Genomic DNA, 21420 nt, shown 5'->3' with positions numbered 1-21420 from the left:
ATTTCAACAGGATGTCGAAATGGCCCCCCGTTCCCATTCTCCCGACACCGCCGCCGGCCTGACCCGCCGCCAGTGGCTGCAGGGTACGCTGGCATTGGCTGCGGCCGGGCTGGCGGGCTCGCAGGTGCTGCGTGCGGTCGCCCAGGCCCCGACTGAATCGCTGGATGCGTTCATGGCGTTGTCACAGGCGCTGACGGCGCGGCCGGCGCTCGATCGCGGCGTCGGCACGCGATTGCTGGCGGCGCTGGGCAAATCCAGCGCCGACTTTGCCGCGCAATTGCGGCCACTGGCGCAGGCGTTGGCGGCGGGCTCGCTTTCCGATGCGCAGCAGAAGACCGCGCTGCAGATTCTGGAAGCGTGGTACTTGGGTGTGGTCGACGGAAATGTCGTCACGTACGAGCAGGCGCTGATGTACAGCGTGGTCTCCGACACGCTGGTCATCCGCACGTATTGCCCCAACCAGCCCGGCTTCTGGGCCGAGCCCCCCGTCGAGAGGCAAGCCTGATGGCCCAATCTGAACAAACTCGCCAACAAGCCGATATCGTGGTGGTGGGCTCCGGCGTGGCCGGAGCGTTGGTAGCGTACGAGCTGGCGCGCGCGGGCAAGTCGGTGCTGATGCTCGAAGCGGGTCCGCGCCTGCCGCGCTGGGAAATCGTGGAGCGCTTCCGCAACCAGGCCGACAAGATGGATTTCATGGCGCCGTATCCATCCACGCCCTGGGCACCGCATCCGGAATACGGCCCACCCAACAACTACCTCGTGCTCAAGGGCGAGCATCAGTTCAATTCGCAATACATCCGGGCGGTGGGCGGCACGACGTGGCACTGGGCCGCGTCGACGTGGCGCTTTTTGCCGAATGATTTCAAGCTGCGCAGCGTGTACGGCATCGCGCGCGACTGGCCGATCCAGTACCAGGATCTGGAGCGCTATTACGGCCTGGCCGAAGCGGCCCTGGGCGTATGGGGCCCGAACGACGAAGACCTTGGCTCGCCGCGCAGCCAGCCGTATCCCATGGCGCCGCCTCCGCTCTCGTTCAATGAACGCACGATCAAGGAAGCGCTCAATGCGCACGATGCGAGCTTCCACGTGGTGACCGAACCCGTGGCGCGCAACAGCCGCCCATATGATGGCCGCCCGACCTGCTGCGGCAACAACAACTGCATGCCGATCTGTCCGATCGGTGCGATGTACAACGGTATCGTCCATGTGGAGAAAGCTGAGCAAGCCGGCGCACGACTGATCGAGAACGCCGTGGTCTTCAAGCTCGAAGTCGGCGCCAACAAGCGCATCGTGGCCGCACGCTACAAAGACTCGAAAGGTGCTGAGCACCGCGTGGAAGGCAAGTGGTTCGTGCTGGCCGCCAACGGCATCGAAACGCCCAAGCTGATGTTGATGTCGACCAGCCAGGATTTTCCGAAGGGCGTGGGCAACAGCTCCGACATGGTGGGGCGCAACCTGATGGACCACCCGGGCACCGGCGTGAGCTTCTATGCCGACCGCAAGCTATGGCCGGGGCGCGGTCCGCAGGAAATGACGTCGCTGATCGGCTTTCGCGACGGGCCTTTCCGCGCCACGCAGGCTGGCAAGAAGCTGCACTTGTCGAACATCTCGCGCATCGAGCAGGAGACACAGCGGATCTTCAAGGAAGGCAAGCTCATCAAGCCCGCCGAACTGGATGCGCGCATCCGCGACCAGGCTGCGCGCTACGTGCAGTTCGACAGTTTTCACGAGATCCTGCCGCAGCCCGAGAACCGCATCGTGCCGAGCGCGACGGAAGTGGATGCCATCGGTATTCCGCGCCCCGAGATCACGTATCACATCGACGACTACGTCAAACGCAGCGCGGTCCATACGCGAGAGGTCTACGCGACGGCGGCGCAGGTGATGGGCGGCACCAATGTCGAATTTCACGACGACTTCGCGCCCAACAACCACATCACCGGCGCAACCATCATGGGTGCCGATCCGAAAGACTCCGTGGTCGACAAGGATTGCCGGACGTTTGACCACCCGAACCTGTTCATCAGCAGCAGTTCCACCATGCCAACCGTGGGCACCGTCAACGTGACGCTGACCATCGCGGCGCTGGCGCTGCGCATTGCTGACCAACTGAAGAAGGAGGCGTGAGATGAAAACGCTCGCTTCTTTCTCGCTACTGTTGCTGACCAGCCTGGTGGCGAATGCCTGGGCGAAGGACACCCCAGCTGACGCTGCGCAGATCAAACGCGGCGAATACCTCGCCATTGCGGCGGATTGTGCGGCCTGTCATACGGCGCCGGGCGGCAAGCCGTTTGCCGGCGGCTTGCCGATGCAGATTCCGAGGCTGGGCACCATTTACAGCAGCAACATCACGCCCGATGAGAAGACCGGCATCGGCAAATGGACCTACGAAGAATTCGAGCGCGCCGTGCGAAAAGGCGTGGACGACGATGGCGACAACCTGTATCCGGCCATGCCGTATCCGTCGTACGCGAAGATCAACGATGCGGACATGCGCGATCTCTATGCGTATTTCCACAACGGCGTGACGGCCGTGCAGAACGATCCGCCACCGAGCACGATCCGCTGGCCGCTGAACATGCGCTGGCCGCTCAAGCTGTGGAACCTCGTTTTCCTCAAAAGCGAGCCGTACACCCCGAAGGGTGACAAGTCCCCGACGTGGAATCGCGGTGCGTACCTTACGCAAGGCCTCGCACACTGCGGCACGTGCCATACGCCGCGCGGCCTCGCCATGCAGGAGAAGGCGCTGGACGAGCGCGGCAGCGGTTATCTGTCCGGCTCAACGCTCGCGGGCTGGACAGCATTCAACATCACGTCGGACCCCACAAGCGGCATCGGCGCGTGGAAGCCCGAGCAGCTTGTGCAATACCTGCGAACCGGCAGCGTGCCCGGCGTGGCACAAGCCGCGGGGCCGATGGGCGAAGCGGTGCAGCACAGCTTTTCGCGGATGACGATGCAGGACGTCCAGTCCATCGCCGAATACCTGCGCACCGTGCCAGCCGTGAGCAATAACCTTGAACGCGCACGACAAGATTGGGGCAAGCCCGCCACCGATGTGACCGCCCTGCGCGGCAAGCCCATCGAAACCACGATTGACGCCGCGCGTCTGTACCTTGGCAATTGCGCCACGTGTCACCAAGCTGATGGACGCGGCACGCCCGATGGCTATTACCCGCCGTTGCTGCACAACTCCACGGTCGGCACGCGGGACACAACCAACCTCGTGCAGGTGATGTTGTTCGGCATTGAACGCAAGGCGGGCGACAAGCACATCGGCATGCCGGCCTTCGGACTTCAATTGTCCAACGAACAACTCGCCGCGCTCACAAACTACGTCACGCGCCAGTTTGGCGATCCGGCCACGCCGGCGGTGACGGCGGAAGCCATCGCAAAGCGGCGTTCAGCGAAGTAGCGGCGATGGTGCCGGCGGCGGATTAGCCGCCGGTCGTAAGCGGGTCACGCGAAGTGGGTGCTGCGGGACGCTGGGGCGCAACGGTCTTGCCCGGGGCGGGCTGCGTCGACTTCAAATCGCCTTCCGGCGTGCGGCCCGGGTTCTTGCTGTGATACGTCTTGCCCGGCGGCGGTGCGCTCGGGCGTTGGCGCACATCGGCGAGTAGCTTGCCGCAGGCGCTTTCGGGTGCAGGCTTGAGTTCGAGCACCGGCAATACTGCCGCCACCGGCGCCGTCAACGCCAATGCCACGGCGCCGCCCGCCCGCAGCGCAACGACGGCCGGGTTGACCGACACATCCGGATGCTTGTACGTGCCTTTCACGTACAACGGCGTGCGTAGCGAAAACACGCGTAGCCCCTTTGAATCCGGGTGGATGGTGAAGTCCAGCGCCTCCTGCTTGAAGCTCGTCGCGCCGGTCACGTCGATGACGGCATCCTGCGTATCCACCACAAACGTGCGCGCCTGCGCCAGGCCATTGCTCACGGCGAAGTCGCCGGCCGCGCAATTGATGGTGACCTGCTTGTCGCCAAAGAGCTTGGTAAGGATTACGTTGCCCACGTTCAGCCCCATGGCTTCTAGGATGAACTTGCTAATGGTGCCTTGCTCCACCAGGATCTTCACCTCGCCGTTGGATGAGCCGAGCAGCGCCGCCACCGAGTTGCCCGTGGCTGAGAGTCGCGCGTCACCGTTGATCTCGCCCACGCTGGCGCGCACCGATTCGATCTTCGGGAACAATTGCTTGATCTTGAAGTGCCGCGCTGCCAGCGCTGCGCGGGCCTGCATCGGCGTGACGTGTCCGTCGAGCTGGATGTTGGAGGAAAGCGTGCCGCCCGCAATGCCGAAGTTGAGCGGGTCGAGCGTAAGCACCGCGTCCTGCAGCTTGACGTGCGTAACGAGGTGGTTGATCGGCAGATCTGCGGTGTGGACGATGCGCTCGCCGGTGAACTTCACGTCGGCGTCGATGGCGTTCCAGCGATCGGTGCGGAAGGGCTCGACCGGCAGTACCTTGTCGGGGGGCTGGCGTACGGTTTTGCTGTCACCTGGGTCCGCGCTCGGGTCGGCCCGCTTGGCCTTGCTGGCGTTCGAGTCTGCACCGATGATTGGCGCGAGGTCAGCGAACAGCAATTGATGTGAGACCAGTTCGCCCGTCAATTGCGGACGCGGCTGGCGCATCGCAAAGGTGAGCGTGCCGCCCAGGTCGGAACCGCCCACGCGTCCCGTGAATTTTTCGTAGCGCCACATCGACCCTTGCTTGCGAAGTTCGCCGATCAACCGGCCGCGGGTGTCGAACGGTGGCGTATCCGGCAGCACCACGCCGGTCAGCGGATACAACTGCGCCATGCTTGCACCCGATAAGTGCAGGCGTAAGTCGATTGCCGTCAGGCTGGCGGGGTTGGTGAGCGTGCCGGCTAGGTCAATGCGTGTCTTGCCGACCGTCACGTCCGCCTGCAGCGGGTAGGGCCGTTGCGCATCCTGCAGGCGGAGCACGCCACCCGCCTTGCCGCTGCCCGCGATGGCGGCGTTGTTGTAGGTGCCCTTGACCGTCCACGCAATGCCATAAGGCTGCTGCGGATCCGGCGCGGTCGGCGTCTGTGCGGTGGTATCGGATGCTGTCGCGCCGGACGCAGTCGGCACCTTGGCGGGCTGGTCCTCGCTCTTGATGGCCGTGCCGTTGGCGGCGGTGTACAACGTCTGGTTGTCGACGGTGTCGATGGTCGCAGTCAGGTGAATGCGCTTGATGTCGTCGTCCAGGGCCAGCGAGCCCTTGCTGAATGCGATCTCGCGCAGGTCCAGTTTCCAGTCCGACGGCTTCTTGTTGTCGCCCTCGCTGCCCGCCAGATCGAACGTCCAGTTGTTGCGGTTTTGCTTGTCGCGTTCGAGCGCGATGGCCGGCGTGTCCAGTGTCACGCTCGGGACGACGATGCGGTGTGCCAGCAGCGGCAGCGCCTCCAGCACAAACGTGAGTTGATGGATGGTGGCCACGTTCGGCTGCTTGGCCCAATCCGGGTTTCCGACGGTGATGTCGTTGGCGATCAATCGCGGCCAGGGCACGTACGCACGCCAGCCGGATTCGCCTTCGGGCTTCTTCCACGTAAGCATCAGGTCGCCATTGATGGCGAAGGGGCGCCCGATGGCTTGCGAGACGCGATCATTCAGATAAGGCCTGGCGCGGTTCCAGTCGAAGGTCAGCACAAAGATGACCGCCGCTGCCACGATGACGACGGGTGTGATGACCAGTCCGAGGGCGAGTTTGCCGGATGTACGCATCGTCTTTTTGTTGGTATTGGCACAAAAATGCGACCGCGCACGTTGATATATAGTTCGGCGCAACCACGATTCAATTGTGTCATGAGCCAAGTAGCAATCAGCGCGCCTGCGCACCCACCCATCCTCGATGATGAATATGCACGCCGGTTTGGCGGTGTTGCCCGTTTGTACGGTCCGCAAGCGCTTGAGCGTTTTGCGGCGGCGCACGTGTGCGTGATCGGCATCGGCGGTGTGGGGTCTTGGGTGGCCGAGGCGGTGGCGCGCTGCGGTGTCGGCAAGTTCACGCTGATCGACCTCGATCACATCGCGGTGTCCAATACCAACCGACAGATCCACGCGCTGGGCGACGCCTATGGCATGGCCAAGGTCGACGCCATGGCCGAGCGCATCCTGCAGATCAATCCGCGCGCCGAGATCAGCCGCATTGATGATTTCGTGACGATCGAGAACGTCGAGGCATTGCTCGGCCACCCGTTTGATTACGTGATCGACGCGATCGATGCGGTGAAGGTGAAGACGGCCATCATCGCGTTCTGCAAACGCACGGGCAAACGCGTGGTGACGTGTGGCGCCGCAGGCGGGCAACTGGATCCGACACGCATTCGCGTGACAGACCTCTCGCGCACGATTCAAGACCCGCTGCTCGCCAAGGTGCGCGGCAACCTGCGGCGCCAGCATGGCTTTTCGAAAAACCCGAAGTCACGCTTCGGTATCGATGCAGTCTTCTCGGACGAGCCGTTGCGCTATCCCGAGGCCGAGCAGCAGGCGTGCGCCGTCGAGTTGCCGGTCGAGTCCAGCCACGCCGGCATCGACGATCTTGCAGCGGCTGGGGACATTGCCGTGGTCAATGCGCCGCCCGCTCCGCAGCCTGCGCAGGGGCCGCAAGGCCTGGCATGCGCGGGCTTTGGTTCGTCCGTATGCGTGACGGCGGTGTTCGGGATGGTGGCCGCGTCAACGGCGCTGCGTGCGATCGCCGACGTTTGACGGCGTGCGTGCTGCTTTATCGCGGGATCACCTGATCTAGCTTCTCGCGGATGGTGTCGGCGTACACGCCCGACCACCCGTCGCGCGGTTGGCTACCGGAAAAGACCACAAAACCAGGCATGACCGACACGCCGTATCGATCGGCGGTGTGCTGGTTCTCGTCGAAATCCATGGTGACGAATGTGGCGCGTCCGGCGTAGCTTGATTCCATCTGTTCGAGGCTTGCTACGGCGGATTGGCTCGGGTGGCTCCACTCTGCAGCAAAGCACACCACCACCGGGTTGCGTTGCGAGGCGTCGATCACATCGGATTGAAACGAGGCTTCGTTGACGATCTTCATGGGCGCTCCCAGCGTGGAGTGGACGCCCGCGCATCGAAGGCCAGCGGGCAGGGCCACTTTGACTCTAGGCAGCAGACCGCCGGTCGACAACCTGCGTTCAGCCGACGTGCTCGATGTTGCGCACCGAATTGCCCATTTGCGCCAGATACGTCGTCATCATGCGGTCCATCACGTCGACATGCTGGGCAAACCAGGCGGGCAACTCCGCCACCAGCCGGCGGCCCAACTCCATTTCGCCCGCAGCGGCGCGCTTGCGCACTTCGCGGCACAGCGCCAGCACGTTGTCGTGCTCGCCGCGGTGACAGTGACGCGGGGGGAAATCCGCGGCGTCCATCCACGCGTTTTCCTCACCGAAATGGTGCTCGGTGTGGTCGATGAAGGCGTCGAGTGCGGGGATGAATTCAGCGTCCGAAGCGTCGGCAATGGCGTTGAGCAGCGCACAGAATTCGGCGTGGTTGGCGTCGGTGGCGGCGTCTCCGAGTTGGAGCGCCTCAGACCATTCGATCACGGGCATGGCAGGTGAGGAATTGGATGGGCAAGGCGGTCAGCTTAAGCGACGGCCACCTCGCCACAGTTTGACGTCGGGCAAACGTGTTAGCCGGCGTCCGCCGCGGGATGCTGCTGCAGCACTTCTACCGCCCGCGTGTACAGCGCCACCGACGGCGCATAGCCACGCCCAATCTGATACAGCGTGCCGCCCTGTTCGGCCAGCAGGCTGGGAAAGCCGGTGATGCCCCAGCGGCGCGACAGGCGGAAGTCTTCGCGCGTTTCATCGCGCAACGCGTCCGTGTCGAACACGGCATCGAAGTGTGCCGCCTCAACGCCATTGGCGAGTGCAATGTCGCGCAGCACGTCGGCTTGCGTGGTGTCGCGGCCTTCGGCGTAGAAAGCGTGCTGGATGGCATGGAAGACGGTGAGCACGCGTTCGTCGTCTTCGGCCCAGTGCTCGCGCGCCATGACGACGGCGCGGCAGGCGGGTTCGGTGTCGTAGACGAAGCCGTCGCGGCGCATGGCCACCTCGGGCGACTGGTCGAACGGCATGCCGCTGCGTTCGGCCACGGCATGCCAGTGGTGCAGGATTTCGTCGCGCTTGTCTGCGGCCATCGGTTCGCGCTGGCCGGGGCGCAGGCCGCCGGTGATGAGCGTCACGGGCACCGGCGCGCCGAGGGTGTCGGCCAACCGCTTGCGCAGGTCAGCCAACTGCGGGCCGAAGCCGTAGCACCAGGAACACATCGGATCGGCTACGTAGATCAGTCGCATGGCGGCTCCTCAATTCAGTTTGGACGCCAGTTGCCGGCGCCAGTGCGATACCGCTTGCGGCGCGTCGCGCATCATGTCGAATACCGAAACCATCGTCTTGCGGGCGACGTCATCACGGAATGAGCGATCCCGCTCAACGATGGCGAGCAATTGCTCCAGGGCCGCTTCGTAATCCTGGCCGGCGATGTACTGTTGCGCCAGATCGAGCCGCGCCTGCAGATTGCCGGGCTCCGCTTCCACGACCGTGCGCAGGGCGCCGGCATCGGGCAGCGTGTCGGCCCGCTCAGTGGCCTTCAGCCGTGTTTCCAGCGGGGCATAGCGCTCGTCTTGCGGCGCCTTGGGCGAAAGCAATGCAAATTCGTCCTGTGCGGCATGCGCGTCGCCGCTGTCCAGCAACAGGTTCACCAGTTCAAAGCGGGCAGCATCGAAGCCCGGGTCGAATGCCAGCGCGTTCTGAAACGCTTCGCGCGCGTGGGCGGTTTCGCCGGCCTGGCTCGCGGCCAGCCCTTCGCGGTAGGCGATTTCTGCGGGTTGCGGAATCACGCGGTCCAGGAATGCGCGCAATTGCGCTTCGGGCAAGACGCCGACGAACTGGTCAACGGGCTTCCCATCCACGAATGCCACCACATACGGGATGCTGCGCACGTGGAACTGGGCGGAAAGCTCCGGGTTTTCGTCCGAGTTGATCTTGGCGAGCTTCCACTTGCCGGCGTACTCGGCTTCCAGCTTTTCCAGCATCGGGCCCAATGTGCGGCACGGACCGCACCATGGCGCCCAAAAATCCACCAGCACTGGGATTTGGCGAGAGGTTTCGATCACTTCCTGCGCGAAATTCTGCGAGGTGATGTCACTCATCGTCGGGATTCTCCTGAGGGGCAATGGCGCCGGTCCATACACCGGCGAGAGGTATCGTGCATTTTACTTGGGGGTGGGGCGGGTCGTTTCGAGCGCGTCCCCCGGTCGCCTGTCCGCCGCAATAACGTATGTCAGAGCAATGGTTGAAAATAGAACGATCGTTCGGATACCATCCGGTAAAAACAACACACAGATTCACGGAGACATGGCATGACACGACCGCACTTCCAGTTCTGGCCCCGACGTTTGCCGCACAACATCAGCTCGCCGCAAACGAGCCTTTGGTACAACCTGGAAGTGTCTGCCCGACGCTATCCGGACAAGGACGCGATCATCTTCTACGGTCGCCACACCACCTTCCGTGAGTTGCACGACGATGCGGTGGCCGTGGCGGGCTGGTTGCAGCAGGTGGCGGGGGTGCAGAAGGGCGACCGCGTGTTGCTGTACATGCAGAACTGTCCGCAGTTCATGGCCGCGTATTACGGCATCCTGCGCGCCGATGCGGTGGTCGTGCCGGTCAATCCGATGAACCGGCCGGAAGAATTCAAGCACTACATCACCGATGCGGGCGCAGCCACGGTCATCTGCAGTGCAGATCTGGCCGTCAACGTGACCACGGCCAACGCCGAGCTGCCGGAGGCGCAACGCACCCAGCACCTGCTGGTCACGTCGTACGCCGATGCGCTGCCGGCCCAGTACGAATATCCCGAAGATGCACCCCCCGCGTGGATCACCGCGCAGCATCCGGCGCAGCCCGGTGCCGTTGCATGGAACGATGCGCTCGCGCAGCGCCTCGTGCCCGGCCCGCATACCGCCGGACCGGACGACTTGGCAGTGATGCCATACACGTCGGGCACGACGGGTTTCCCGAAGGGCTGCATGCACCCGCATCGCACGGTCATGCACAACATCGTCGGTGGTTCGATGTGGTCGAGTTCGACCAAGGAAGGCGTGAGTCTGTCGATCATTCCGCTGTTTCATGTGACCGGCATGCAGTACGGCATGAACGCACCGATCTACATGGGCTCCACGGTCGTGATGCTGCCGCGCTGGGATCGCGAGGTGGCGGGGCGGCTGATCTCGCGCTACAAAATCACGCATTGGACGAACATCCCGACCATGGTGATCGACTTCCTGGCGAGCCCGCAGCTGGCGGAGTTCGACCTGTCGAGCCTGGCCTACATCGGCGGCGGCGGCGCGGCGATGCCGCAGGCTGTGGCCGAGCGGCTGCTGAAGGATTTCAACCTCGCGTACCAGGAAGGCTACGGCCTGTCGGAAACGATCGCGCCTACGCACAGCAACCCGGCGGATCGGGCCAAGCAGCAGTGCCTGGGCATTCCCGTATTCAACACCGACGCCCGCATCGTCGATCCGCAGACGCTGCAGGAGCTGCCGATTGGCGAGGTGGGTGAAATCATCGTCAGCGGCCCGCAAGTCTTCCTGGGTTACTGGGGCAAGCCGCAGGCCAGTGCCGAAGTCTTCATCGAGTTCGAAGGCAAGCGCTTCTTCCGCACGGGCGACCTCGGCAGGATGGACGAAGACGGCTATTTCTTCCTCACCGATCGCCTGAAACGCATGATCAATGCGTCAGGCTTCAAGGTCTGGCCGGCCGAGGTGGAAAGCCTGCTGTACAAGCATCCCGACGTGCAGGAGGCCTGCATCATCGGCACGCGCGATGCGTATCGCGGCGAGTCGGTCAAGGCGGTGGTGGTGCTCAAGGCCCACGCCAAGGGCAAGACCACCGAAGACGACATCATCAACTGGGCGCGCGACAACATGGCCGCCTACAAGTACCCGCGCGTGGTGGAGTTTGTGGATGCGCTGCCCAAGTCCGGCACGGGCAAGGTGATGTGGCGCACGCTGCAGGAGCAGGAAAACGCAAGGAATGAAGCGGCCGAGAAACCGGCAGCAGCCTAAAGAGAGCAACCGGGAGCATCAAGAGAAAGGGGCCTCAGTGGCCCCTTTTTCAATGTCCGCGCGCCTTGAACAAAAGTGCGCCGATCCCGTGGAAGCCACGCTGACGCGCATGCCGCATCGGCGTGACGCCACCGCGGTCGGCCAGGTTGGGGTCGGCTCCGCCGTCGAGCAGCAGTTGCACGGTTTTCTCGTATTTGTCGCTGCCGTCGCCCAGGGCCACGGCTTCAATCAGCGCGGTCAGGCCCAGGTTGTTGGTGGCATCGGGCGGTACGCCGGCCTTCACGAGTTCGTTGACGACTTCGACGTAGCCACGGCGTGCGGCCGGGATGAGCGCGGTGTCGCCGTCAGCGTTGGTGGCGCGCAGATTGGCGCCGTGCGAGAGGGCCAGGCGTACCGTTTCCGCGTCGCCCTGGATGGCAGCGAGCAGGAAGGCGCTGTTCTGCGTGTTGTCCTGCAGGTTGACGTCGGCGCCGGCCTGGATGAGCAAGCGGGCCGCCGCACCCATGTGCGCCATGACGGCGACGATGAGCGCGGTGCGGCCGTCGGCATCACGCGCCTTGAGGCTGGCGCCTTCGGCCAGCAATGACTGGATGGCCATGGTGTTGCCGGCCTGTGCGGCGAGGATCAGGTCGCGGTCACGCGTAGCGGGATCGCTGTGGCGGACGGGGCGGGCGTCGGCCGGGCGTGCCGCGCCGGGCGCCACTTTGGCGCTGGCGTTGGCTGCGACATGCAGGATCGGCAGATGCTGCTCCTGCCACGCATTGGCCATGTCGCCCACGGCCAGTGCCATCCCCAGCATGACGCCGATGAGCTGGTTGAGCGCGGGATGCGGGGCGATAAGCATGGCGGGCGGGTTCAGGCGCTGAGATAGGGATCGGGCAGCGGCGCGGTGTCCGTTGCGTCCGTTGTCACAGAGGGGGCGTTTGCCGCATCGGTGGCCTGCAGGCGCGACCACAGGCGGTCCAGGTACGGATCGCGCAGCCCATTGCTGGCCAAGCCGATCAGCGTGCGCTGCAGGTATTCGCGTGCCGGGCCGTACAGCCCGACCGCCTCGCGCAGGCAACCGACCACGCGTTCGTCGGGCAGGCGGCCGGCATAGGCCTCGTGCGCGCGGTTCATGACAAAAGCCAGCGCCATGACGCGTCGGCCATTGATTTCGGTGGGCAGCCAGCGGGGGAGGTACGCGCCGGTCAGCATTTCGCGGCGCCAGAGCACGCGGAATTCATGCTCCGCATGGTCGCGCGGAACGCGGAAGGCTACGCCTCGGCAACTGCCGCCGCGGTCCAGGCCGAGCACGAGTCCGGGGTTGTCCCAGGTACCGCGGTTGATGCGGGAATAGAGATAGAAGCCGCGGTGATAGCCGTGCACCGTGGCGCGGGTGGCCTCAGTGTGGAAGATCATCGGGTTCCAGATGAGCGAGCCGTAGCCGAACACCCAAGCGTCCTGGCATTCGCCGTGCGCAGCCGACAACCGCGCGAGCGTCGATGCAAGCGACGCTTCCAGCGCAGCCTCGGTCAGCAACGACGACGCGACGGGCGAATCACCCAGGGCGGCGCGCAACCGGTTCTGTTCGAGATCCTCTCGGGTGACGGCCATGTCGCAAGCATAGAGCAATCGTTACGAGTGGTCACGCAGGTGGACGGACGACGGCCCGGAAACAGGGCGTTGCGAGGCTCGGGGGACGTTTGACTATGGCGCGGCCGCAACGGTGAGGCATGCGCAGCCGGAAAACTGGAGGCGGGGGATCGGAATTGAACCGTCGTATACGGCTTTGCAAGCCGCAGCATTGACCACTCTGCCACCCCGCCGGGGGAGGCGGCTGCGATGCACCGTGTGGCGCATCGCAAGCCGGGGCGGATTCTAGCGCAGGATCAGACTTCCAGCAGATCGACCTCGAAAAGCAACGTTGCGTTCGGGGGGATCACGCCGCCTGCGCCGCGTGCGCCGTAGCCCAGGGCCGCCGGGATGATCAGCTTGCGCGTGCCGCCAACCTTCATGCCTTGCACGCCTTCGTCCCAGCCCTTGATGACCATGCCGCCGCCCAGATGGAAGGCGAAGGGGTCGTTACGGTCTTTGCTGGAGTCGAACTTCTTGCCGGCCTGGCCGTTTTCGTAGAGCCAGCCGGTGTAGTGCACGGTGACGTATTTGCCGGCCGTGGCTTCAGCGCCGTCGCCGACGACGACATCTTCGTATTGCAGGCCGCTTGCGGTGGTTTCGATGGTCATGATGAGCCTCGTGGAGTGGCGTGGGTGATAAGCGGAAAGAGCTCAGGCAGCGTCTGCGGCCTTGAGCGTTTCAAGCTGGACGTGGACGTTGTCCGCGTCGTTGGCGATCCAGATGTCGCCGTCCTGGATGGTGACTTGCAGACGCATGGTGCGTTCCACCATGGCGGCCAGCGCGGCCACGGTGTCCGCTGCGACTTCGTACACCGACACGTTGGCAAAGCGCGTGATCTTGGTCTCGATTTGTTGCCACCACACGCGGCTCGCGTTGCCGCTATATGTATAGACGGCGACTTGTTCGGCGCGGTTGCTGGCCTTGCGAATGCGAGTGTCGTCGGGGTTGCCGAGGTCGATCCACAGCTCGATGGCGTCGGTCAGGTCACGCTGCCAGAGTTCGGGTTCGTCCGGCTCGGACAGGCCACGCGTGAAGGCAAGCGTTTCGCTGGCGTGGCGGGCGAAGGCGAGCACGCGCACCATCATGCGTTCGTCGTTCTCGCTGGGGTGGCGAGCAACGGTCAGCGCGTGATTGGCGTAGTAGTGGCGATCCATGTCGGCGATCTGCAGATCGACCTTGTAGATCGTGGATTTCAGGGCCATGCGGGTGGTCGGCGGACGGGCCGTTTTTGGCAAAGCGCGCATTGTCGCACGGGCCGGTGAAGCTGACGGCATTGGCCTGGCGCATTCCCAACGGCGGCTGTTTGCGGTATATGAGCGGTGCGTGCGCTAGTCGGCGCATGTTTTTCCTATCCAAACCAGGACAATCAGAACGATGCGTTGGATATTCGGAATCGTGGGTCTGTTGCTCGGAGGCCTGTCGGGGGGCGTCGTCGGGGCGTTCTTTGGAGCGTTGATCGGTCTGGGACTGGCATCGCTGATTTTGTACATGGACAAGCGGGCCAGCGCGCAGTGGGCAAATCCACCCGACGCGCCGGACGCAGGCGGCGCCGCGCAGGGCCATGCGCCCGCCCAGCCTGCTGTGTCGCCACAGCCTGCGACGCTGCAGGAGCGCGTGGCGCAGCTTGAGCACGAGGTTTCGCTCCTGCGCCGGCAGATGGCTGAAATCAAAGGTGGAACGTTTGCTGTGCCCGCCAACGTGGAGGCCGCTGCCGTTGAGGCGCCGCCGATCGTGGCCGAGGCGTTGCCACTGGTGGAGACACCTGCCGTGCCTGTGCCGGCGCCGCAGGTGGTGGCTCCGCAGCCGACTCCTCAGCCTGTTCCCCAGCCCGCGCCGGTCTTGGTGCCGCACGAGCCCGATTGGGTCGAGCGCGCCGTCGGCGCTGCCCGCGACTGGCTGCTGGGCGGCAACAGCGTGGTGCGGGTCGGCATCCTGATCCTGTTCTTCGGTGTGGCGTTCCTGCTCAAGTACGCGGCGGACAACAGCCTGCTGCCCGTCGAATTCCGGCTGGCGGGTGTGGCGGTCGGGGCAATTGCGTTGCTGGGCATCGGCTGGCGCCTGCGCAAGAAGCGTCCGGGCTATGCGCTGGTGCTTCAGGGTGGCGGGGTCGGCGTGCTGTATCTGACGGTATTTGCCGCCACGCGCGTGGTGCCACTGCTCAGCCCGGGGATGGCGTTTCCGCTGCTGGTGTTGATCTGCGCGCTGGCCGCTGGGCTGGCCGTCAAGCAGAACGCGCCGGCGCTGGCCTTTACCGGCAGTGCGGGCGGCTTCCTGGCGCCGATCCTGATCTCGACCGGGCAGGGCAGCCACGTGGCGTTGTTCAGCTATTACGCGCTGCTCAATGCGGGCATCTTTGCCATTGCCTGGTTCAGGGCGTGGCGAGCGCTGAATCTGCTGGGCTTCGTCTTTACGTTCGGCATTGCGACGGCGTGGGGCGTGCTGCGTTACCAACCGTCGTTGCTGGCGAGCACTGAGCCGTTCCTGATCCTCTTCTTCCTGATGTATGTGGGCATTGCGCTGCTGACCGCGCTGCGCCGCCATATCAGCCTGACGAACTACGTTGACGGCACGCTGGTGTTCGGCACGCCGCTGGTGGCGATGGGGCTGCAGGCGGGGCTGGTGCACCACATTCCATTTGCGATGGCGTGGAGCGCCACCGCCCTGGCCGCGTTCTATCTGGCGATTGCGGGCTGGCTGGCGCCCAGGCGCGCGAGCCTTGGCCTGCTGTACGAGGCGATGTTCGCGCTGGGCGTGATCTTTATCACGCTGGCGATCCCGCTGGCGTTCGATGGGCGCACCACCAGTGCGGTGTGGGCGCTGGAAGGCGCCGCCGTGGTGTGGCTGGGTGTGCGTCAGCAGCGTCGGTTGGCGCTGGCGGCTGGCCTGCTCCTGCAGCTCGCGGCGGGTGCCGCATTCGCCGTGGATGCCGTGTTCGATTGGACGCCGCACAACGGCTGGGCTGTGCTCAACAGCCGCTATATCGGCGCGGTATTGATTGCGGCGGCGGGCGTGTTCAGCGGCTGGCGCCTGCATGGCAAGGCGGAGGCGCGGGCGTGGCTGAAGGCAGCGCCGGTGCTCGGCATTGCTGCGTCGGTCTGGGGCTTGCTGTGGTGGCTCGGCAGCGGCAGCAACGAGATTGACCGCTGGGCCTGGCGCATTGCCAGCAAGACAGTCGACCGGCCGGACATTCCGCTGTATGCGGCCTTCGCAGTGTTGACAGCGTGGGCTGCGCACGGCCTGCGCCGCAAGCTCGATTGGGCGCTGGCCGAATGGCCCGCGCTGGCGTTGTCGCCGGTGCTCGCGTTGATTTCGCTGGCTGCGATCGAGCATTGGGTGCCGTCACCGCTGGCCGGCTGGGGCGGCCCGGTGTGGATTGCGGCCGTGGTGCTGACCTTCGTGCTGCTGCGCCGCCAGGAGCGCGACGTGAAAGACAGCATCCTCGCGCCGCTGCATACCGTGCTGTTCTGGCTGATCTGCGGCGTACTGGCCACGGAAGGCTACTGGCGCCTCGATGCCTACGTGCCCGAGGGCACCTGGAGCTTCGCAGCGTGGGCCTATGCCTACGGCGCGTTGCTGGCCCTGCTGGCGGGCGCAGGCTGGCGTATCCGCTGGCCCATCGCCCGCTTCGAGCGCGCCTACCTGCTGTGGGGCGCCGCACCGCTGGCTGCCCTGCTGTGGCTGTGGAGCCTGGCGAGCGCCGGCAGCGACGGCAATGCCGCGCCGCTGTTCTACCTGCCGATTCTCAATCCACTGGACGTGGCGCAACTGCTGGTTTTCTTCGCCATCGCGTTGTGGATGCGTCGCGTGGCACTGCAGAAGCTCGTACCTGAGCCGATGGTGATCGGCTACGCCATCGGCGCGACGTTGTTCATCTGGGCTAACGCGGTGCTGCTGCGCACGCTGCACCATTGGGCGCATGTTCCGTACACGTTGGACGATCTGGGCGCCTCCATGCTGGTGCAGGCATCGCTGTCGATGTTCTGGACGGTGCTGGCATTGGCGGTGATGGTGTTCGCCACGCGGCGCGCCAGCCGCGCGCTGTGGTTCACCGGCGGGGCGCTGCTGGGCGTGACGGTGGTCAAGCTGTTCCTGTTCGACCTGTCACGCGTCACGGGTGTTGAGCGCATCGTGTCGTTTATCGGGATTGGCGTGCTGCTGTTGCTGATCGGCTATCTGTCGCCGTTGCCGCCGAAGCCCAAAACCAGCGCCGAAGCTGAAACCGGGGAGGTTCTGTGAAGAAGGTTGTTCTTGCGATGGCTGCGGCGTCGCTGTTGTCTGCCCCCGCCTGGGCCGAGCGCTTTGCGCTGACCGGCACGCCCGGCGCGCCTTACTACGCCGTCACGCTCAGCGAAGACGTCTACGCCCATGCGCACGAAGCCAGCCTGGCCGACCTGCGCATCCTCAATGGCGACGGCGAGCCCGTGCCGTTCACCATCGACATCCCGCGCGACCCGGCGCCGCAGGCCCGCACGCTGCAGGACGTGCACTGGTTCGCCACGCCCATCGACGATACGCAGAAGCCGGGCGCCGCTGGTGTCGTGCTCGGTACCGATGGCGTGCTGCGTGCAACGGGCGCTCAGCCATCGCAGGCGTCTGTCCGCGCGTGGGTGGTCGACCTTAGCCAGCTTCGTGACACGGTGACGGCGCTGATCGTCGCGCTGCCCGCTGCGGAATTCCAGAGCGGTGTGAGCGTGCAGGCCAGCGATGACTTGCAGCACTGGAGCCCGGTCGCCCAGGCCACGCTGTTCCGTCTGTCCAATCAGGGCAGCACGCTGGTGCAGGATCGCATCGAATTCACCGGGCTGCGGGCGAAATACTTGCGCCTGACATGGCAAGGCAAACCGCCTGTGCCGGAGGCCGTGCGCGCAGAACTGGCTGCCGGTGCGCCGGTCGCGCTCGCGGATAACGCCATCCAGTGGCGCTCGGATCTGGCGCCAGTGCAAACGCCCGCCGTCGGCGATTACTACTTCGATACCGGCGGCGTGTTCCCGGTTGAACGCGTGAAGATCCATCTGCCACAAGCCAACACCGTCGCGCAGGCGACGCTGTATGCGCGTGCCGATGCCCAGGCGGCCTGGCGGCCGGTGACCTCTGCGCGTCTGTTCCGGCTATCGGGCGCTGAGGGGAAGGGCGAGCAGGAAAACGCGGCCATCACCGTGCCCGCTACAGGGGAGCGCTATTGGCGTCTGCAAGTTGACACGCGCAGCGGTGGCCTGGGTGCCGGCGCGCCGCAGTTGGCGATCGGCTGGCGTCCGGCCACGGTCACGTATGCGGCGCGCGGCAATGTGCCGTTCACGCTGGCGGTGGCGGAAGTGGCGCGCGGCAATCCGGTCGCACGTGCGGATTTGCTCGCGGGTGCGTCGCCCGCCATTGCGCAGGCACAGCTTGGCGCGATGAGCGACTCGCCTGCCGACGCGCTGACGGCAGAACCCCCGGGCGGCCGCAAGCGCCAGTGGGTTCTGTGGGGCGCGCTGTTGGCAGCGGTGGCGGTGCTGGGCGGCATGGCCTGGCGGTTGTTCCGCGCGCCGTCCGTGCCGCCGGATGCATCGACTTAAACCGCATTGCCCAACAAAAACGGCGCCATCTGGGCGCCGTTTTTGTTGGCAGAGCGGATGTTCAGTGCACGAAGGCGGGTTGAACGAACAGCGCAACGCACAACGCAAAGCCCGCAAACCACATCAGCGAACGCAGCGGTGCCCAGTTGGCGAGATAGCACACCGTGTACAGCACGCGCACCACGATGAACGCGATGGCCAGCAGGTTGATGCGGTCGATGACGCCCCCGCCCAGGATGGCCACCAGCACGGCCACTGCAAAGAACGGAAACGCTTCAAAGTGGTTCTGCTGCGCGGCTCCGGCACGGCCCGCGACGCCGGTTTGCTGTGCGAGCCATGCGCGCGGATTGCGGTTGTCGTACCGCGGGCCTTTGGCCTTGGCGATGCCGACGCACACGATCGGCAACACTGCAGCCACCAGAACGCACCAGAGGGCGATCGGCATGGTCAGTCTCCTGGATTGGGGATGGATGTGAAAGTGCCGCACCGTAGCACAAGGTACGTTTTCAAACAGCTGATGCGTTAGTCGGCACCCTGCACGGCAATGCGCACATCCCCGAGCATGACCACCTGGCCCGCGCGAATCTTGGCGGTCTTGCGCAGTTCCGGCTGGCCGTCGACCGTGACCGCACCTTCGGCGACCACCGCCTTGCCGGCGCCGCCGCTGTCCACCACGCCGGTGAGCTTGAGCAGCTTGTGCAACTCGATGTATTCGGTGGTCAGTGCGAAGTCGATATTGGGCATGGATGGATCGCGAGGTTTATTGAGGCGTGGCTTCCACGCTGATGTCGAGGTCGACGCGGTCGCTCACGTCGGGCAGAAAGCGCGTCATGCCGAAGGCGCTGCGGGCAATGGAGAGGTGGAAATCGCCCCCGCAGACGTGGCGTGTGCTGCCGGGCATCTTCTCGTCTCCGCAACTGAAGCGGCGCACCTCCAGCCGCACAGGCTGCGTCACACCGTGCAGCGTCAGCTTGGCTTCGATGGCGATAAGCTTGCCGCCTTCCACGACAAAGCGGTCGCTGCGCAGGCGGATGACAGGAAACTGCGCGGCGTCGAGAAACTGCTCGGATTTCAGCACACCGTCCAGCACCCGCAGGCGCGTGTTGACGGATGCAGCATCGACGGTGAAATCGATGCCGCCCTGGTTGGTGGCTTCATCGAAATTGATGGCGCCGTCGATCTTGTCGAAACGGCCGCGCATCGTGCTCCGATCAAAATGCGAAGCGCCGAAGTAGACCGAGGTGTGTGCCAGGTCTGGCGCAAATGATGTGGCGAAGGCGGGGGTGGTGAACAACCCCGCCAGCAATAGGATCCGTGCACGCATGATGCCTCCGATATCAGAGGCCCATGGCGCGCATGGGCCGGTGTTTATTTGCCCCAGCTGTCCTTCAGGCCGACCACGCGATTGAACACGGGCTTGCCCGGTTGTGAGTCGGTGCGATCAGCCACGAAGTAGCCATGGCGCTCGAACTGGAAGCGGTCTTCCGCCTTGGCCGTTGCCAGCGTCGGCTCCAGGTAGGCCGTGACGATCTTCTTGGAGTCCGGGTTGAGCGCATCCAGGAAGTTCTTGTCGCCCGAATCCGGTTGCGGGTCGCTGAACAGGCGGTCGTACAGGCGCACTTCAGCTTCCAGCGCATGTGCGGCGCTCACCCAATGGATGTTGCCCTTCACCTTCACGCTGTCAGCACCCGGCGTGCCACTCTTCGTATCCGGAATGATGTTGGCGTGCACGGCGGTGATGTTGCCGTCGGCATCCTTGTCGCAGCCGGTGCATTCGATCACATAGCCGTAGCGCAGGCGCACCTTGTTGCCCGGGAAGAGGCGGAAGTAGCCCTTGGGCGGCGTCTCGGTAAAGTCCTCGCGCTCGATCCACAGCTCTCGCGTGAGCGGGAATTCGCGGCGGCCGAGTTCGGGCTGCTTCGGGTGCACGGGTGCGGAGCACGGCTCATTGAAATTGGCCGGCACGTTGTCGAGCACCAGCTTGACCGGGTCCAGCACGGCCACCGAGCGCGGCGCACGCGCATCGAGGTCGTCGCGCACGGCGCCTTCCAGGATGCTCATGTCGATCCAGCTGTCGGCCTTGGACACGCCAACGCGTTCGCAGAACAGCTGGATCGATTCCGGCGTATAGCCCCGGCGGCGGATGCCAACGAGCGTCGGCATGCGCGGGTCGTCCCAGCCGTCGACACGCTTTTCCGTCACCAGTTGCAGTAGCTTGCGCTTGCTGGTGATGGCGTACGTCAGGTGCAGACGCGCGAATTCGTATTGATGCGGCAACGGCGCGGGCAGCACGCCGGCGTCGCGCAGGTGGTCGAGCACCCAGTCGTACAGCGGGCGGTTGTTCTCGAACTCCAGCGTGCAGAGCGAATGCGTGATGTTCTCCAGCGCATCGGAAATGCAATGCGTGAAGTCGTACATCGGGTAGATGCACCATGCGTCGCCGGTGCGGTGGTGATGCGCATGGCGGATGCGGTACAGCACCGGATCGCGCATCACGATGTTGGGCGCGGCCATGTCGATCTTGGCGCGCAGCACGTGCTCGCCGTCCTTGTATTTGCCGGCGCGCATGTCACGGAACAACGCCAGGTTTTCGTCGACCGAGCGATCACGGAACGGCGACGGCGTGCCCGGGCGGGTGAAGTCGCCCCGGTTGGCGGCGATCTGCTCGGCGCTCTGGCTGTCGACGTAGGCCGCGCCGCGCTGGATCAGCACTTCAGCAAAACCGTAGAGCTGCTCGAAGTAGTCGCTGGCGTAATAGAGGTGCTCGCCGCCGGCATCGCTCCACGAATAGCCGAGCCAGTGCACGGCGTCGATGATGGAATCGACGTATTCGGTGTCTTCCTTGACGGGGTTCGTGTCGTCAAAGCGCAGGTGGCAGCGGCCGTTGTAATCCTTGGCCATGCCGAAGTTCACCCAAATGCTCTTGGCGTGACCAATGTGCAGGTAGCCATTGGGCTCCGGCGGAAAGCGCGTGACCACGGGCGGGATCGGCTGGCCGGTGGCGTCCTTGCGATTGGCGTAGGTGCCTTGCGTGAGGTCGCCATCAATGATCTGGCGCAGGAAGTTGGACGTGGGGGCGGCGGCAGTCGACCCGTTGGCAGTGGCGTTGTCTTGGCTCATGGGAGTGCGTGATTCGGCAATCCCGCGATTTTACAGTGCCCGGCGGCTTACG

20 protein-coding genes and 1 tRNA gene are annotated in these 21420 nt (G+C 64.8%); 7 read left to right on the top strand and 14 right to left on the bottom strand.

The genetic code is table 11. The annotated features are described in order from the left end of the window. Positions 1-19: 19 nt before the first annotated feature. Genes NG898_RS15555 through NG898_RS15545 form a run of 3 tightly spaced genes read left to right on the top strand, consistent with a single transcriptional unit; the run spans position 20 to position 3412 of the window. Entirely contained in the window at positions 20-505 is a 486-nt protein-coding gene (locus tag NG898_RS15555; protein WP_252693246.1) for a sorbitol dehydrogenase family protein, read from the top strand. Further along, positions 505-2127, top strand: coding sequence for a GMC family oxidoreductase (locus NG898_RS15550; protein ID WP_252693243.1), 1623 nt, complete (start codon positions 505-507; stop codon positions 2125-2127). The genes NG898_RS15555 and NG898_RS15550 overlap by 1 nt, the downstream gene beginning before the upstream one ends. Position 2128: 1 nt before the next feature. Further along, positions 2129-3412: a cytochrome c gene (locus NG898_RS15545; RefSeq protein WP_252693242.1), complete on the top strand. Its 1284-nt coding sequence runs from the start codon at positions 2129-2131 to the stop codon at positions 3410-3412. Between the two features lie 22 nt (positions 3413-3434). On the opposite strand, the gene NG898_RS15540 is transcribed toward NG898_RS15545, so the two are convergent. Next, positions 3435-5720, bottom strand: a complete 2286-nt coding sequence (locus tag NG898_RS15540; protein WP_252693240.1) for an AsmA family protein — start codon at positions 5718-5720, stop codon at positions 3435-3437. An 81-nt stretch (positions 5721-5801) separates the two neighbouring features. Here NG898_RS15540 and tcdA point away from each other — a divergent pair, with 81 nt between their 5' ends. Beyond that, complete coding sequence (gene tcdA, locus NG898_RS15535) at positions 5802-6704, top strand: tRNA cyclic N6-threonylcarbamoyladenosine(37) synthase TcdA (protein WP_252693238.1); 903 nt, start codon at positions 5802-5804, stop codon at positions 6702-6704. Positions 6705-6720: 16 nt separating this feature from the next. Here the strand turns inward: tcdA and NG898_RS15530 are convergent, their stop codons facing one another. From NG898_RS15530 to trxA, 4 genes are all read right to left on the bottom strand, one after another. After that, positions 6721-7044 (bottom strand): thioredoxin family protein, encoded by a 324-nt coding sequence (locus tag NG898_RS15530; RefSeq protein WP_252693237.1) that lies wholly within the window; start codon positions 7042-7044, stop codon positions 6721-6723. A 97-nt stretch (positions 7045-7141) separates the two neighbouring features. Beyond that, positions 7142-7558, bottom strand: a complete 417-nt coding sequence (locus tag NG898_RS15525) for a bacteriohemerythrin (protein ID WP_252693235.1) — start codon at positions 7556-7558, stop codon at positions 7142-7144. Positions 7559-7638: 80 nt separating this feature from the next. Then, on the bottom strand, positions 7639-8304 hold the full coding sequence (locus tag NG898_RS15520) for a DsbA family protein (protein WP_252693233.1): 666 nt from the start codon (positions 8302-8304) through the stop codon (positions 7639-7641). Positions 8305-8313: 9 nt separating this feature from the next. After that, complete coding sequence (trxA, locus tag NG898_RS15515; protein ID WP_252693231.1) at positions 8314-9159, bottom strand: thioredoxin; 846 nt, start codon at positions 9157-9159, stop codon at positions 8314-8316. 210 nt (positions 9160-9369) lie between these two features. Here trxA and NG898_RS15510 point away from each other — a divergent pair, with 210 nt between their 5' ends. Continuing rightward, positions 9370-11076, top strand: coding sequence for a long-chain fatty acid--CoA ligase (locus NG898_RS15510; RefSeq protein ID WP_252693229.1), 1707 nt, complete (start codon positions 9370-9372; stop codon positions 11074-11076). Positions 11077-11125: 49 nt separating this feature from the next. Here NG898_RS15510 and NG898_RS15505 read toward each other — a convergent pair whose 3' ends face one another. The 5 genes from NG898_RS15505 to NG898_RS15485 all read right to left on the bottom strand — a co-directional run bounded on the left by NG898_RS15505 (position 11126) and on the right by NG898_RS15485 (position 13895). Continuing rightward, complete coding sequence (locus tag NG898_RS15505; RefSeq protein ID WP_252693228.1) at positions 11126-11920, bottom strand: ankyrin repeat domain-containing protein; 795 nt, start codon at positions 11918-11920, stop codon at positions 11126-11128. An 11-nt stretch (positions 11921-11931) separates the two neighbouring features. After that, the gene (locus NG898_RS15500; protein WP_092971725.1) at positions 11932-12672 is read right to left on the bottom strand and encodes a gamma-glutamylcyclotransferase; all 741 of its coding nucleotides are present in this window, start codon (positions 12670-12672) and stop codon (positions 11932-11934) included. 136 nt (positions 12673-12808) lie between these two features. After that, positions 12809-12884 (bottom strand) — tRNA-Cys (locus tag NG898_RS15495). A 63-nt stretch (positions 12885-12947) separates the two neighbouring features. Further along, positions 12948-13301, bottom strand: coding sequence for an FKBP-type peptidyl-prolyl cis-trans isomerase (locus NG898_RS15490; RefSeq protein WP_012761517.1), 354 nt, complete (start codon positions 13299-13301; stop codon positions 12948-12950). Positions 13302-13343: 42 nt separating this feature from the next. Continuing rightward, positions 13344-13895 carry a YaeQ family protein gene (locus tag NG898_RS15485; protein WP_045204548.1) on the bottom strand — a complete coding sequence of 184 codons (552 nt, stop codon included), beginning with the start codon at positions 13893-13895 and terminating at the stop codon, positions 13344-13346. A 172-nt stretch (positions 13896-14067) separates the two neighbouring features. On the opposite strand from NG898_RS15485, the gene NG898_RS15480 reads away from it, so the two are divergent. Both NG898_RS15480 and NG898_RS15475 read left to right on the top strand, forming a co-directional pair. Next, positions 14068-16929, top strand: a complete 2862-nt coding sequence (locus NG898_RS15480) for a DUF2339 domain-containing protein (RefSeq protein ID WP_252693226.1) — start codon at positions 14068-14070, stop codon at positions 16927-16929. Then, on the top strand, positions 16926-18248 hold the full coding sequence (locus NG898_RS15475) for a DUF3999 domain-containing protein (RefSeq protein ID WP_252693224.1): 1323 nt from the start codon (positions 16926-16928) through the stop codon (positions 18246-18248). Before NG898_RS15480 ends, NG898_RS15475 begins: the two co-directional genes overlap by 4 nt. Before the next feature lie 61 nt (positions 18249-18309). Here the strand turns inward: NG898_RS15475 and NG898_RS15470 are convergent, their stop codons facing one another. From NG898_RS15470 to NG898_RS15455, 4 genes are all read right to left on the bottom strand, one after another. Next, positions 18310-18693 (bottom strand): MAPEG family protein, encoded by a 384-nt coding sequence (locus tag NG898_RS15470; RefSeq protein WP_092971721.1) that lies wholly within the window; start codon positions 18691-18693, stop codon positions 18310-18312. 77 nt (positions 18694-18770) lie between these two features. Next, positions 18771-18992, bottom strand: coding sequence for an RNA-binding S4 domain-containing protein (locus NG898_RS15465; protein ID WP_252693222.1), 222 nt, complete (start codon positions 18990-18992; stop codon positions 18771-18773). A gap of 16 nt (positions 18993-19008) precedes the next feature. Then, positions 19009-19572, bottom strand: coding sequence for a YceI family protein (locus NG898_RS15460; RefSeq protein ID WP_252693221.1), 564 nt, complete (start codon positions 19570-19572; stop codon positions 19009-19011). Positions 19573-19616: 44 nt separating this feature from the next. After that, complete coding sequence (locus NG898_RS15455; protein WP_252693219.1) at positions 19617-21368, bottom strand: glutamine--tRNA ligase/YqeY domain fusion protein; 1752 nt, start codon at positions 21366-21368, stop codon at positions 19617-19619. Positions 21369-21420: the final 52 nt, after the last annotated feature.

The organism is Ralstonia mojiangensis, assembly GCF_023955645.1.
Taxonomy (GTDB): Bacteria; Pseudomonadota; Gammaproteobacteria; order Burkholderiales; family Burkholderiaceae; genus Ralstonia; species Ralstonia mojiangensis.
The sequence above is the reverse complement of the archived record's forward strand: the minus strand, read 5'-3'. Positions and strand labels throughout refer to the sequence as shown.